Origin of the sequence: Pseudonocardia sp. DR1-2, assembly GCF_023717215.1 — a bacterium.
GTDB lineage: Bacteria > Actinomycetota > Actinomycetes > Mycobacteriales > Pseudonocardiaceae > Pseudonocardia > Pseudonocardia alni.
The window spans coordinates 238,432-251,033 of the sequence record NZ_JAMQOF010000007.1; the positions used below are offsets into that span (position 1 = coordinate 238,432).

Sequence of the window (12,602 nt, forward strand, 5' to 3'; positions counted from 1 at the left end):
CGGACCGGGCCGCGGCGGAGACCCCGCCGCGGCCCGGCCGACGCCCACGTGGAAGGTGCCCGAAGTGGCCGACCCCATCCTCTCCCTGCGCGGTGTGTCGAAGAGCTTCGGCGCCGTGCAGGTCCTGCACGACGTCGACCTGACCGTGCGCGCCGGCGAGGTCACCGCGCTCGTCGGCGACAACGGCGCGGGTAAGTCCACCCTGGTCAAGTGCGTCGCGGGTATCCACCCGATCGACTCCGGCGAGGTCCTGTTCGAAGGGGCGCCGGTGACCGTCGCCGGGCCGTCGGACGCCTCCCGGCTCGGCATCGAGGTCGTCTACCAGGACCTCGCGCTGGCCGACAACCTCGACATCGTCCAGAACATGTTCCTCGGCCGCGAGCGCGGCCGCTCCTGGATGCTCGACGAGGGCTCGATGGAGCAGGCCGCCCGCGACACCCTCGCGTCGCTCTCGGTCCGCACCGTCACCTCGGTCCGGACCCCGGTCGCGTCGCTGTCCGGCGGGCAGCGCCAGACCGTCGCCATCGCCAAGGCGGTGCTCTGGGACTCGCGCGTCGTGCTGCTCGACGAGCCGACCGCGGCGCTCGGCGTCGCCCAGACCCGCCAGGTGCTCGACCTCGTGCGACGGCTGGCCGAGCAGGGCCTCGGCGTCGTGCTCATCAGCCACAACATGGCCGACGTGTTCGAGGTGTCCGACCGGATCGCCTGCCTCTACCTCGGCCGGATGGTCGCGCAGGTCCCGACCCGCGAGGTCACCCACTCCGACGTCGTCCAGCTCATCACCGCGGGCCGCTCCGGCGAGCTCGGGCTGCCGCGGCCCGAGCAGGCGGTGACCTGATGGCCCCCCACCCCGATCCGTCCGGCCCCGCCGGCCCGGGAGGAGACACCGTGACCGAACGGACGCCCGCGCCCGAGCAGGAGCAGAGCGCGGCCCGCCGGGCGAACCCCGGTAACCGGGCCGCCGACTTCGGTATCGACACCACCGCCCGCACCACCCGCGAGGCGATCACGGCGTACCTGCGCGGCCTGCGTGGCGGTGACCTGGGCTCGCTGCCGGCGCTGCTCGGCCTGGCCGCGCTGTTCGTGCTGTTCAGCGTGCTGGACTCGGGCGGCACCTTCCCGAGCCTGCTCAACCTGGCGAACCTGCTCCAGCAGGGCGCCGGCCCGACCATCATCGCGATGGGCCTGGTGTTCGTGCTGCTCACCGGGGAGATCGACCTGGCCGCCGGTACGGCGTCCGGGCTGGCGGCGGCGCTGATGGCGCTGCACCTGATGAGCGACGGCAACGTGCTCGGCGCCACCGGCACCACCGTGTTCGTGCTGCTCGTGGCGGTGATGCTGGCCGGTGCCGTGCTCGCCGCGCTGGTCCGGGTGTGGGCCGGGTCGGTGATCAGCCTGCTCACCGCGGTCGTGCTCGTGATCGGGGTCCCGGCGAACGCGTTCACCGTGATGGGGCTCGCCGTCGGCGTCGGGGTGGTGATCGGCTGCCTCACCGGGTTCCTCGTGGCCCGGATCGGGATGCCGTCGTTCGTCGTGACGCTGGCGTTGTTCATCACGTGGCAGGGCGTGATCCTGCAGCTCATCGGCGACGGCGGCACCATCGCGCTGCGCGACCCCTTGATCAACGCCGTGGCGAACGGCAATCTCTCGGTCACGGCGTCCTGGGTGCTGTTCGTGGTCGTCGCCGGCGGCTACGCGGCCGTCCAGGTGGTGCGCCTGCGGACCCGGCTCCGCGGCGGGCTGGTCGCGCCGCCGACGGGGCTGGTCGCACTCAAGATCGGAGCGGTGGTGGTGCTCGGCGGGCTGGTGACGTTCGCACTCGTGCAGGACCGCTCGCCCGGCGTCATCGCGATCGCCGGGATCCCCTACGTCGTCCCGGTCGTGCTGGTGCTGCTCGTCGCGGGCACCTGGGTGCTCGACCGGACCCGGTTCGGCCGTCACGTCTACGCCGTCGGCGGCAACCGGGAGGCCGCGCGCCGGGCCGGCATCGACGTCGCCCGCATCCGGGCGTCGGTGTTCGTCATCTCCACCGCCTTCGCCGCGATCGGCGCGATCGTCTACTCGTCGAAGATCGGGTCGGTGAACCCGGCGGCCGGTGGCGGCAACACCCTGCTGTTCGCGGTCGGCGCCGCGGTCATCGGCGGCACGTCGCTGTTCGGCGGCCGCGGCCGCATCAGCAACGCCGTCATCGGCGGCACGGTGCTCGCCACGGTGCAGAACGGTCTGGGCCTGCTCAAGCAGCCCGCCGCCGTCGTGTTCGTGGTGACCGGCCTGGTGCTGCTGCTCGCGGCCGGTGTCGACGTGGCGTCACGGCGCCGGGCGGCGGCCAGCGGCCGGTGACATGACCCAGCCCGGATCGGGGACCCGACCCGACGACGCGCGCCGGCACAACCGGGCCGTCCTGTTGCGCCGGCTGCACGTCGAGGGTCCCTGCACCCGCGCGACGCTGGCCGGCGAGCTCGGCCTCAACCGCAGCACGATCAAGGCGGTGGTGGACGGGCTCGCCGAGGCGGGCGTCGTCACCGAGGCCGTCCCGGCCCAGCGCTCCGGCGCCGGGCGGCCGTCGCTGCTGGTGCTGCCCGACCCGCAGGCGGCGGTGGTGCTCGCCGTCGACATCCGGGTCGAGCAGGTCGCGCTGGCGATGGTCGGCATCGGCGGCCAGATCCTGGGCCGGCACAGCTGGAACCTGCACCGCACCACCCGGCTGCCCGGCGAGGTGATCACCCACCTCGCCGAGTCCGCCGCCCTGCTGCGCGACGAGCTGGGCGTGGCCGAGCAGGCGGTCGGGGTCTCGGTGCCCGGCGTCGTGCGGCGCTCCGACGGCTTCGTGCACGAGGCGCCCAACCTCGGCTGGCGCGACGTCGAGCTGGGGGCCCGGCTCGCCGCCGTCCTCGCCCGGCCGGTGCAGGTCGCCAACGACGCGGAGGCCGGCGCACTCGCCGAGCACCTGCGCGGGATCGGCCGCGACGTCGCCGACATGGTCTACCTCTCGGCCGACGTCGGCGTCGGCGGCGGCGTCGTGTCGGGCGGGCAGCCGCTGCGCGGCACCGGCGGCTACGTCGGCGAGCTCGGCCACCTCATGGTCCGCCCGGACGGGCGGGAGTGTTTCTGCGGCTCGCACGGCTGCTGGGAGACCGAGGTCGGCGAGCCCGCGCTGTGCCGCGCGCTCGGCCTGCCCGAGGACACCCCGCGCGGGGTGCTCGTCGCGGAGCTGCGCGACCTGGCCGTCGTGCCGGGCCGGGCCGACCGGCTGCTGGAGGGCTACGCCGGGTGGATGACCGCCGGGCTGGTCACCGTGGTGAACATGCTGGCCCCCGAGCTCGTCGTGCTGGGCGACCTGTTCGGCGCGCTGCCGCCCTCGGTCGTCGAGCGGATCGGGTCCGAGCTGCGCCGGCGCAGCCTGGTGAGCCGGGCCGCGGGCGGGACCCGGCTCGCGGTCTCCCCGCTCGGCCGCGACGGCGCGCTGGTCGGCGCGGCCGAGATCGCGTTCGAGCCGGTGCTGGCGGCGGTCTGACGGGAGCGGGCCGGACGGCACCGCTCCCGGCGTCCCGCGGGCTCAGGCCAGGTGGCCGGCCAGCTCGGGCAACGCGCCGACGGTGAAGGTCGGTGGGGTGAGGTACCCGGGCCAGGTGTCGCCGTGGCGGTCCAGCCAGGCCGTCGCCATTCCGGCCCGGGCGGCGCCGTGGAGGTCCCACGGGTGCACCGCGACCATCACCGACTCGGCCGCGTCGACCCCGCAGGCCCGCAGCGCGTACGCGTAGGAGGCGGGAGCCGGCTTCCAGATCCCGGCGTCCTCCACCGACAGCACCGCGTCGAACTGCTCGCGCAGGCCGTGGTCGCCGAGCAGCCGCTCGGCCACCGACGCGGCGCCGTTCGACAGCGTCACCAGCCGCAGCCCCGCGGACCGCAGTGCCGCGACCCCGCCGTGGACGTCGTCGTGCACCGGCAGCTCCAGGAACCCGTCGACGACGTGCCGCGCGCCCGCGTCGGGGTCGGCGACGCCGTGCCGGCGCAGCAGCCCGGCCGCGGTCGCCGTCGCCAGCTCGGCGAAGGGCGTCAGCTCCCCACCGGTGGCCTGCGCCATGCCCTCGCGCAGGGTCGCGGCGAACCACAGCGGCCCGAGCCACTCCGGAGCGCCCAGCGCGGCGAACCGGGCCCCCATCGGGGTCAGGTCCGACAGGGTCTCGTTGACGTCGAACACCACGGTCGTGATCGCCATCCCCCTACCCTGACGGGTGTGAGCGCTCCCCGCACGGTGCTGGTCCTCGGCGGTACGACCGAGGGCCGGGCCGCGGCCGCCGCGCTGGCCGGCCGGGACGACGTCCGGGTCGTGTCGTCGCTGGCCGGGGCGGTGCGCAGCCCGGCCCTGCCCGACGGCGAGGTCCGCATCGGCGGCTTCGGCGGTGCCGCGGGGCTGGCCGCGCACCTGCGCGCCGAGCGGGTCGCGGCGGTGCTCGACGCGACCCATCCGTTCGCCTCGACGATGACCGCGAACGCGGCCGCCGCCTGCGCGGGGACCGGGGTGCCGCTGGTCGTGCTGCGCCGGCCGGGCTGGACGCCCGGGCCGGGGGACCGGTGGCACCGGGTCGCCTCGGTCGCCGCCGCCGCGGCCGCGCTGCCCGGCCTGCTCCCCGGTCCGGCCGGGCGGGTCCTGCTGACGACCGGCCGCGGGGGACTGGCGCACTTCGCGGCTGTCGACGCGGCGTTCTGGATCCGCGCGGTCGACCCGCCCGACGGCCCGCTGCCCGCCCGGCACGAGCTGCTGCTCGACCGGGGCCCGTTCGCCCTCGACGACGAGCGCGCCCTGTTCGGGGCCGTGGTCCCGCACGTGCTGGTCACCAAGGACTCCGGCGGCGCGGCGACCGCGCCGAAGCTCACCGCGGCCCGGGAGCGCGGGGTGCCGGTCCTCGTCGTCGACCGGCCGCCGCTGCCCGGCGGGGTCGCGGTGGAGCCCACGGTGGACGCGGCGCTGGCCCGGCTGCTCGGGGACTGATCACCCGGGGACCGGCTGCACCGGGAGGGCCGAGCGGTCCGCGGCCGGGTCCCGGGGCAGGCCGACGAGGATCCCGCCCGGCTCGGGAGCCGCGGCCAGCGCCCCGGCGAGCGCGTCCAGCCCGGTCCGCCGGGTGACCAGCCGGCCCGGGTCGAGCCGCCCGTCGGCGACGAGCGCCATCAGCTCCGGGTAGTCCGCCGCGGCCATGCCGTGGCTGCCGGTGACGGTCAGCTCGTGCGCGATCATCAGCGGCACCGGCACCACCGGCTCCCGGGTGAGCAGACCGACCTGCACCAGCGTCCCGTGCCTGCGCAGCGACCGGACGCCGAGGTCCAGCGCGTCCGCGCGGCCCGCGGCCTCGACCGCGAGGCGGGCGCCGCCGTCGCCGACGGCCCCGCGCACCGCGTCCGGGCCGTCCGCGGTGTCCACCGCCGCGACCGCGCCCAGCTCGACCGCCCGGGCCCGCGCCGCGGGCGAGGGGTCCGCGACGACCGCCTCGGCGCCCAGCGCCGACGCGATCAGCACCGCGGCCAGCCCGACCCCACCCGCTCCGAGCACGAGGACCCGCTCCCCGGAGGTCAGTCCGCCGCGCCCGACGAGCGCCCGGTGCGCGGTGGCGACCCGGCAGCCGAGCAGCGCGGCGCCGGCCGCGTCGGCGTCGTCGGGGACCGGCACCAGGTTGTGGTCGGCGTGGTGCAGCGCGACGAGCTCGGCGAAGGACCCGTCGTGGGTGAACCCGGGCTGCTGCTGGTGCGGGCAGACCTGCGCGCGGCCCGCCCGGCAGTCCGGGCAGGCGCCGCAGCCGCAGACGAACGGCGTCGTCACCCGGTCACCGGCCCGGAACCGGGTGACCCCGGCGCCGGTCGCGACCACGTGCCCGACCAGCTCGTGGCCGGGCACCTGGGGGAGCGTCACGTCGCCGTCGTGCCCGGCCCAGGCGAACCGGTCGCTGGCGCACAGCCCGGTCGCCTCCACCCGCACGACCACCCCACCCACGGGCGGGGTGGGGTCCGGCAGGTCCACGACCTCGGGCGGCGCGCCGAACGCGGTGATCCGTACTGCTCGCATGGGGCGATCCTCCCAGCCGGCCTGACCGGGCTGACGGCCCTGCCGGGGCCCGCCGACGCGGTCAGACCGGTCGGGTCATGACGACCAGCCCCGGACCGGGGTCGCCGTCGGCGACGAACCCGGTGCGGAGGTAGAAGGCGATCGCCCGGGCGTTGCCCGGCTCGACCTTCAGCGACAGGGTGGCCGAGCCGAGCTCGCGCGCGGCCGCGACGACGGCGTCGACGAGCGCGTCGGCCAGCCCGGTCCCGCGCGCGTCGGGATGGACCCACATGCCGTAGAGCTGCCCGTCGCCGTCGTCACCGGTCCGCCAGCAGGCGGTGCCGACCGGCCGGTCGCCGTCGAAGGCGCCGAAGCGGACGTGCTCGGCCAGGACCGCCCGCCAGGCGGCCGGTTCCATGGAGGCCTGCTCGCGGTAGAAGTCGCTGTCCTCACCGAAGCCGTCCCGTATCGAGGCGAGCCGGGCTGCGCGGGCCGGCTCCCAGTCGTCGGGGCCGAAGCGCCGCACCTGCAGTTGCACGGCGTGACGCTAGCGCGGAACCGGCATCCGTCAGGATGTCGACAACCGGCGGATGTGGTCAGTCGGTCGTCGTGCCGCCGGGGCCGTAGTGCCGGGGCGTGAACACGACGGTCGCGCCGCCGCGCTCGACCGCCCGGGTGGTCGACGAGCCGACCACCACCAGGGTGCGCATGTCGACCTGCTCCGGGTCCAGCTCGCCCAGCGTGGTGACGACGATCCGCTGCCCGGCGCCGCCGACGTCGCGGCCCAGCACCACCGGGGTCTCCGGTGCACGGTGCTCCAGCAGCACGTCACGGGCCGCGCCGACCTGCCACGGCCGGGCCTTCGAGCGCGGGTTGTAGATCGCGATCGCCAGGTCCGCCGCGGCCACGGCACGCAGCCGATCCGCGACCACGTCCCACGGCTTGAGCCGGTCGGACAACGAGATCAGGGCGTGGTCGTGCCCCAGCGGGGCACCGACGGCGGCCGCCACGGCCTGCGCCGCGGACATGCCGGGCAGCACCCGGACCGGGACGTCGTGGTACTTCGGCTCCGCCGCCACCTCCAGCACCGCCGTCGCCATCGCGAACACCCCCGGGTCCCCGGCGGAGACGACGGCGACCCGCCGCCCCGACGCGGCCAGGTCCAGCGCGTGCGCCGCCCGCTCGGACTCGACCTTGTTGTCCGAGGCGTGCCGGACCTGACGCGGGTTCGGCGGCACCCGGTCCAGGTAGGGGCCGTAGCCGACGAGGTCGTCCACCTCCGACAGGGCGCGGGCGACCTGCGGGGTCAGCCAGTCCCGCCCGGCGGGACCGGTCCCGACCACGACGACCTCACCCGGCCCGCGCACCGACCGCTCCTCGGCCGCCGCACCTCCGGGCTCCACGACGGACGCGACGGCCTCCTCGGGCACCGAGGCGGCGACCTCACCGGGGACCAGGGCGATCGCGAAGTAGGGCACGTCCGAGGGGTCCACGTCGGACAGCGAGCCGGTCCGCTGGCCCTCCATCGTGGCCCGTTCGACGTAGCGGGCCCGGTCGAGCACGCCGGCGTCGGCCATCGCCCCGCGGACCGTGGTGAAGGTGCGCCCGAGCTTCATCACCGCCGCCGAGTCGGTGCCCGCGAGCCGCCTCGCGAGCTCCTCGCGGGGCAGCGTGCCCGGCAGCACGGTGAGCACCTCGTCGCGCTCCACCAGCGGCTGCCCGATCGCCGCGGCGGCGCCGCTGATCGAGGTGACGCCCGGGACGACCTCGGTCGGGTAGCGCCCGGCCAGCCGCTTGTGCATGTGCATGTAGGAGCCGTAGAAGAGCGGGTCGCCCTCGGCGAGCAGTACGACGTCGCGGCCCGCGTCGAGGTGCGCGGCGAGCCGGGCGGCGGCCTCGGTGTAGAACGCGTCGATCGCACCCTGGTAACCGCCGGGGTGGTCGGTGGCCTCGGTGGTGACCGGGTAGACCAGCGCCTCCTCGATCGCGGTGCCCGACAGGTGCGGTTCGGCGATCCGGCGCGCGATGGAGCGGCCGTGCCGGGCCGAGTGGTAGGCGATCACGTCGGCGTCGCGGACGAGCCGGGCGGCCTTGATCGTGGTCAGCTCGGGGTCGCCCGGGCCGAGGCCGACGCCGTAGAGGGTGCCGGTCACGCCGTGCTGCTGCGCGGCACTCGCACGCTCGTTCACGCGATGATCTCCTGCTCGTGGGCCAACGCGTTCAGCGCCGCCGCGGTGATCGCCGACCCGCCACGCCGGCCGTGGACGACGAGGTGCTCCAGGTCGGTCCGCTCGGCGAGGGCGGCCTTGGACTCGGCGGCGCCGATGAACCCCACCGGGATGCCGATGACCGCGGCCGGGCGGGGTGCGTCGCCGCGGTCGATGAGGTCCAGCACGTGGAACAGCGCGGTCGGGGCGTTCCCGATCGCGAGCACCGCGCCCTCGAAGCGGTCGGCGAGCAGCTCCAGCGCGGCCGCGGACCGGGTGTTGCCGATCCGGCGCGCGTGGTCGGGCACCCGGGCGTCGCGCAGCAGGCAGAGCACCTCGTTGTCCGCGGGCAGCCGGGCGGCGGTCACCCCGGAGGCGACCATCATCGCGTCGCACAGGATCGGGGCACCGGCCCGCAGCGCGGCGCGTGCGGCCGCGACGACGCCGTCGGAGGCGGCGATGTCGTCGACGAGGTCGACCTGGCCGCAGGCGTGGATCATGCGGACGGCGATGTCGTCGACGCCGGGCGGGAGCCCGGAGAGGTCGGTCTCCGCGCGGATCGTCGCGAACGAGCGGCGGTAGATCTCGTTGCCGTCGGTGATGTAGTCGTACCCGCTCAGCGGAGCTCCTCGGTCGTGATCGTGTGTCCGTCGATGACGTAGGTGCCCGGCCCGGTGGCCACGGCGTCGCGGTGCGCGGTGTGCGGGGCGCCGCAGCGGCGGGCGCAGCCGACGACGTGCAGCATGTCCGGCCCCGCGCCCGTCCGCGGGCCGCCTCGGCCGATCAGGTCGAGCGCATGGGCACGCACGTCGGCCAGGGACTTCGCGCAGCCCGACGACCCGGCGCAGGCGCTCACCCGCAGCGCGGGGTGCCCGGGGTCGACGACGAGTCCCGCCCCGGCCAGCCGGTCGGCGGCACCGGCTGCCGGGGCGGGCAGCACGAGGGTGCGCCACGGGGTGACCAGCAGCCCCGGGGCCTCACCGGCCAGCACGTCGAGCTGCGCGGCCGAGAGCTGCCCGAGCAGGGGCGCGACGCCCAGTGCTCCGCCGTCGGACACGCCGACGAGCACGTTCCCGCCCTCCGCACGGCGGGAACGTGCCGATCGACCACCGGTGTCGCCCGCGGACCGGGCTCCGGGTCCCGGCGCGGGCGTCGTCCTGCGGCCGGAGAGCCGGGCCGCGATCCCGGTCGCGGCTCCGGGCAGCTCCGCGGCGCGCCAGGCCCGCGCGGCCGGGTCGGCGCTGTGGGCGGCCCGCAGGTCGAGGAACGCCGCGGCCGCGTCGAGCAGGAGCACGGGGGCCTCGGCGGGGGGACAGGAGAGGCCGGTCGTCTCGCCCGCCACGACCAGCTCGCCCCCGTCGGAGCCCCGCGCCCGCCAGCACAGGTCGGGGCGCTCGGCGGCGACGTCGCCGCGGCCGTCGTCGAGGGCGAACAGGAACCGGCCGGGCAGCGCCGACAGCGTGGGGCGCGCACACAGGCCGCGGTCGAGCACGGTGGCCAGGCCGCGGACGTCGGCGAGGCCGCCGTCGATCCCCGACAAGGGGGAGGCCAGCACGTTGCGGACCCGCTCGTGGGTCCTCGACGGCAGCAGCCCGGCCGCCGTCAGCCGCTCCACCGGGCGCGGGTCGGCCGGGTCGAGGCCGCGCAGCTGCAGGTTCCCGCGCGAGGTCAGGTGGACGGCGCCGTCGCCGGCGTCGCGGGCCAGCGCCGCGACCGCACGCAGCGCCGCCGCGGTGACCGTCCCGCCGGGCAGCCGGACCCGCGCCAGGGCCCCGTCCGCCGCCGCGTGCGGCGACACGACGCCGGGGCAGGCGTCGGCGCGGGTACGGGTGGTCGGCGACGGCACGCCGGACACTGTAGGCATCCACGACCGGTGGGGGGACCCGCCCGGGGCGGCGGTCACACCTCGTCAGGTGTTCAGGTCACGGCAGGTACCGGCGGGCACCGGAGTAGGCCGCGTCGAACCGCACCGGGGTCACCCGGACCGGGGTGGCCGCGTCGAAGGCCTCGATCATCGTGCCGTCGCCGGCGTACATCGCGACGTGCGTCGCGGGGGAGTTCCAGAACAGCAGGTCACCGGGCTGCAGGTCGGCGGGGTCGTCGACCGGGCGCCCGCCGCGGGACTGGTCGGAGGCGTCCCGCCCGACGGTGATGCCGTGCAGGGCGTAGGTCAGCCCGGTCAGCCCCGAGCAGTCCGGGCCGAACCCGGAACGCCCGCCCCACAGGTAGGGGCGGTCCAGGAACAGCCGCGCCGTCGTGACCAGACCCTCCCCGGTCGGGGAGGGCGGGGCCCCTCCGCGCAGCTCACCCGCCGCCAGCCACGCCTGGTCGCCGCCGGGCAGCGCGACCCGGACCGCGTCGCCCGCCTCGCCGACGACCGGCAGCCGGGTGCCCACGCTGACCTCGCGCAGCCGTTCGGTGCGTGCCGGGTCGCGGTACAGCCAGGCCGTCGCGACCCCGTCGACGGTGCCGGTGGGCGCCCCCGCGGCGAGCGCGCCGAACGCGGGGTCGTCGACGAGCTGGGCCGCGGGGACCCAGCCGGGGTAGCCGCGGCCGTCCTTGCCCGACGGCTGGCCGGGCACGACGACCCGCGCCCACCCGTCGCGGCGCTCGGTCACGGTCACCGGGGCGCCGAGCAGCGCCTGGGTCTGGGTCCGCGAGGCGGTGGTGAGCTCGCGGCGGTCCGCGCTGCTCATCGACCCCATCCACGCGGCCGGGTCGGCCGGGGCGGCGACGGCGGCCCGGTCCCGCGGGCGCGGGCTGTCCGGTGAGGTCCACACGGTCGCGACCGACACGGCGACGAACGTGCGCCCCGGTCCGTCGGCGGCCGCGGGCAGGGCGGCCGCGGGCAGGACGGCGCAGCCGAGCACCGCGGCGAACAGGACGGACAGGACACGGGGCACGGCGGGGACTCTCGACAGCCGGATGGGCCGGGGCAAGCAGCCACACCGCCGGGTCACCACGACGGGTGGAGTGGCCCCGCCCACACGGGTGGGTTCTCATGGTGCGGTGCGCCCCCACCGGATCACCGCCGCCGTCGTGACGGTGCTGGCCCTGCTCCTGGCCGGCTGCGGTGCGGGCTCACGCACCCCGGCCGCGACGGCGACGCTCGTGCCGTGCGCGTTCCCGCCGCCCGCGCAGAGCCTCGACGTGCGGGTGCTGGCCTACAACTCCTCGGCCGTCGACCCGTTCACGAACACGATGGTCCGCAGCTGCTCCAGGGATGGCGTGACGCTGCGCCACGAGCCGATCGACTTCGCCGGGCAGACCCAGAAGACCATCGCGACGCTGTCCGGGCGCTACGGCACCTACGACATCGTCGAGACCTACGGGCTGGTCGTGCCGCAGTTCGCCTCGACCGGGAAGCTGCGACCGCTCGACGACCTCGTCGCCCGCTACCGCGAGGAGTACGGCCTGGACCGGCTGAGCCCGGAGATGCTGGCGGCGCTGTCCTACGACGGGAAGCTCTACGGGCTGCCGACCATGGCCCAGCCGTTCACGCTCGTCTACCGCCGCGACGTGTTCGACCGCCTCGGCCTGGCCCCGCCGCGGACCTTCGCCGAGCTGCGCGAGGTCGCGGCCCGGGTGCAGCGCGACGGCGGGATCCGCTACCCGCTGGCGCTGCCGCTGCTCGCGAGCGCCGACATCGCCACCGCCTACGACGCCGCGCTCGGCTCGCTCGGCACCGACTACGTCGACCGCGACACCGGCCGCCCGAACTTCACCACCCCGGCCGCGGCGCGGGCGTTCACCGAGCTGCGGTCGCTGCTGCCGTTCATGGACCCGCAGGTGACGACGTTCGCCCAGCCCGCGGTGCAGCAGCAGATGTACAACGGCTCGGCGGCGATCGCGATCATGTACAGCGGCCGGATGTTCGACCTGGTCCAGGAGCGCAACAGCCGCTTCTCCCGGGAGTTCGCGTTCGCCCCGCCGCCGTCGGTCGCCGGTGGCGACGTGCTCTACAACTCGCTGTCGGTCGACGGCTGGGCGATCCCGGCCAACACCGAGGTCGACCCGGACCTGCTGTTCCGGTTCCTGGCCGCGTCGGTGGGACCGGAGTCGGCGCGCGCGGCGGTGCCGGCGGCGTTCCCGTCGCGGCTGGGCAGCGTGACGCCGGCCAGCAGCCCGTTCGCGCCGGCACAGCTGGAGGCGCTGGGGAAGGCCCCGCCGCCCGAGCCGTTCCCGTGGACCTCGCGCATCTCGGTCGCGACGCGGCCGGTGGTGGCCGACGTGCTGGCCGGGCGGATCCCCGTGGAGCAGGGGCAGCAGCGGATGCAGGACATCGCGACGGCGATCGTCGCCGAGTACCGGGAGGTGGGCTGAGCCGCCCGGACGTCGTCCGGCCCTTGTCAGGT

General features: G+C 76.4%; 12 protein-coding genes. 5 read left to right on the forward strand and 7 right to left on the reverse strand.

The window, feature by feature from the left end:
- Positions 1-64: 64 nt before the first annotated feature.
- Genes ND486_RS21810 through ND486_RS21820 form a run of 3 tightly spaced genes read left to right on the forward strand, consistent with a single transcriptional unit; the run spans position 65 to position 3,514 of the window.
- Positions 65-838, forward strand: coding sequence for an ATP-binding cassette domain-containing protein (locus tag ND486_RS21810; RefSeq protein WP_100880336.1), 774 nt, complete (start codon positions 65-67; stop codon positions 836-838).
- Positions 838-2,340, forward strand: a complete 1,503-nt coding sequence (locus ND486_RS21815; RefSeq protein WP_208819569.1) for an ABC transporter permease — start codon at positions 838-840, stop codon at positions 2,338-2,340. The genes ND486_RS21810 and ND486_RS21815 overlap by 1 nt, the downstream gene beginning before the upstream one ends.
- A 1-nt stretch (position 2,341) precedes the next feature.
- On the forward strand, positions 2,342-3,514 hold the full coding sequence (locus ND486_RS21820; RefSeq protein ID WP_062404671.1) for an ROK family protein: 1,173 nt from the start codon (positions 2,342-2,344) through the stop codon (positions 3,512-3,514).
- 42 nt (positions 3,515-3,556) lie between these two features.
- On the opposite strand, the gene ND486_RS21825 is transcribed toward ND486_RS21820, so the two are convergent.
- Positions 3,557-4,219, reverse strand: coding sequence for a haloacid dehalogenase type II (locus ND486_RS21825; protein WP_251786325.1), 663 nt, complete (start codon positions 4,217-4,219; stop codon positions 3,557-3,559).
- Between the two features lie 18 nt (positions 4,220-4,237).
- Between ND486_RS21825 and ND486_RS21830 the strand changes: the two genes are divergently transcribed.
- Positions 4,238-4,993: a cobalt-precorrin-6A reductase gene (locus tag ND486_RS21830; RefSeq protein ID WP_251786327.1), complete on the forward strand. Its 756-nt coding sequence runs from the start codon at positions 4,238-4,240 to the stop codon at positions 4,991-4,993.
- On the opposite strand, the gene ND486_RS21835 is transcribed toward ND486_RS21830, so the two are convergent.
- The 6 genes from ND486_RS21835 to ND486_RS21860 form a co-directional block, all read right to left on the reverse strand.
- On the reverse strand, positions 4,994-6,061 hold the full coding sequence (locus ND486_RS21835) for an alcohol dehydrogenase catalytic domain-containing protein (RefSeq protein WP_251786329.1): 1,068 nt from the start codon (positions 6,059-6,061) through the stop codon (positions 4,994-4,996). It abuts the gene before it with no gap.
- Positions 6,062-6,122: 61 nt separating this feature from the next.
- Positions 6,123-6,578 (reverse strand): GNAT family N-acetyltransferase, encoded by a 456-nt coding sequence (locus tag ND486_RS21840; protein WP_251786332.1) that lies wholly within the window; start codon positions 6,576-6,578, stop codon positions 6,123-6,125.
- Between the two features lie 58 nt (positions 6,579-6,636).
- Complete coding sequence (locus tag ND486_RS21845; protein ID WP_251786470.1) at positions 6,637-8,193, reverse strand: precorrin-2 C(20)-methyltransferase; 1,557 nt, start codon at positions 8,191-8,193, stop codon at positions 6,637-6,639.
- Positions 8,194-8,225: 32 nt separating this feature from the next.
- Positions 8,226-8,867 (reverse strand): precorrin-8X methylmutase, encoded by a 642-nt coding sequence (locus tag ND486_RS21850; protein WP_073577137.1) that lies wholly within the window; start codon positions 8,865-8,867, stop codon positions 8,226-8,228.
- A complete protein-coding gene (locus ND486_RS21855) occupies positions 8,864-10,093 on the reverse strand; it encodes a precorrin-3B synthase (protein WP_251786333.1) in 1,230 nt (409 codons plus the stop codon). Before ND486_RS21855 ends, ND486_RS21850 begins: the two co-directional genes overlap by 4 nt.
- A gap of 76 nt (positions 10,094-10,169) precedes the next feature.
- A complete protein-coding gene (locus ND486_RS21860) occupies positions 10,170-11,150 on the reverse strand; it encodes an NlpC/P60 family protein (RefSeq protein WP_251786342.1) in 981 nt (326 codons plus the stop codon).
- A 106-nt stretch (positions 11,151-11,256) separates the two neighbouring features.
- Between ND486_RS21860 and ND486_RS21865 the strand changes: the two genes are divergently transcribed.
- Positions 11,257-12,570 (forward strand): extracellular solute-binding protein, encoded by a 1,314-nt coding sequence (locus ND486_RS21865; RefSeq protein ID WP_251786344.1) that lies wholly within the window; start codon positions 11,257-11,259, stop codon positions 12,568-12,570.
- The last annotated feature ends 32 nt before the right edge of the window (positions 12,571-12,602 follow it).

What these genes read in the sequence shown, in the direction of transcription:
- ND486_RS21820 (WP_062404671.1), top strand. Translation starts at nt 2,342, where the DNA reads ATGACCCAGCCCGGATCGGGGACCCGACCCGACGACGCGCGCCGGCAC.
- ND486_RS21835 (WP_251786329.1), bottom strand. Translation starts at nt 6,061, where the DNA reads ATGCGAGCAGTACGGATCACCGCGTTCGGCGCGCCGCCCGAGGTCGTG.
- ND486_RS21825 (WP_251786325.1), bottom strand. Translation starts at nt 4,219, where the DNA reads ATGGCGATCACGACCGTGGTGTTCGACGTCAACGAGACCCTGTCGGAC.
- ND486_RS21815 (WP_208819569.1), top strand. Translation starts at nt 838, where the DNA reads ATGGCCCCCCACCCCGATCCGTCCGGCCCCGCCGGCCCGGGAGGAGAC.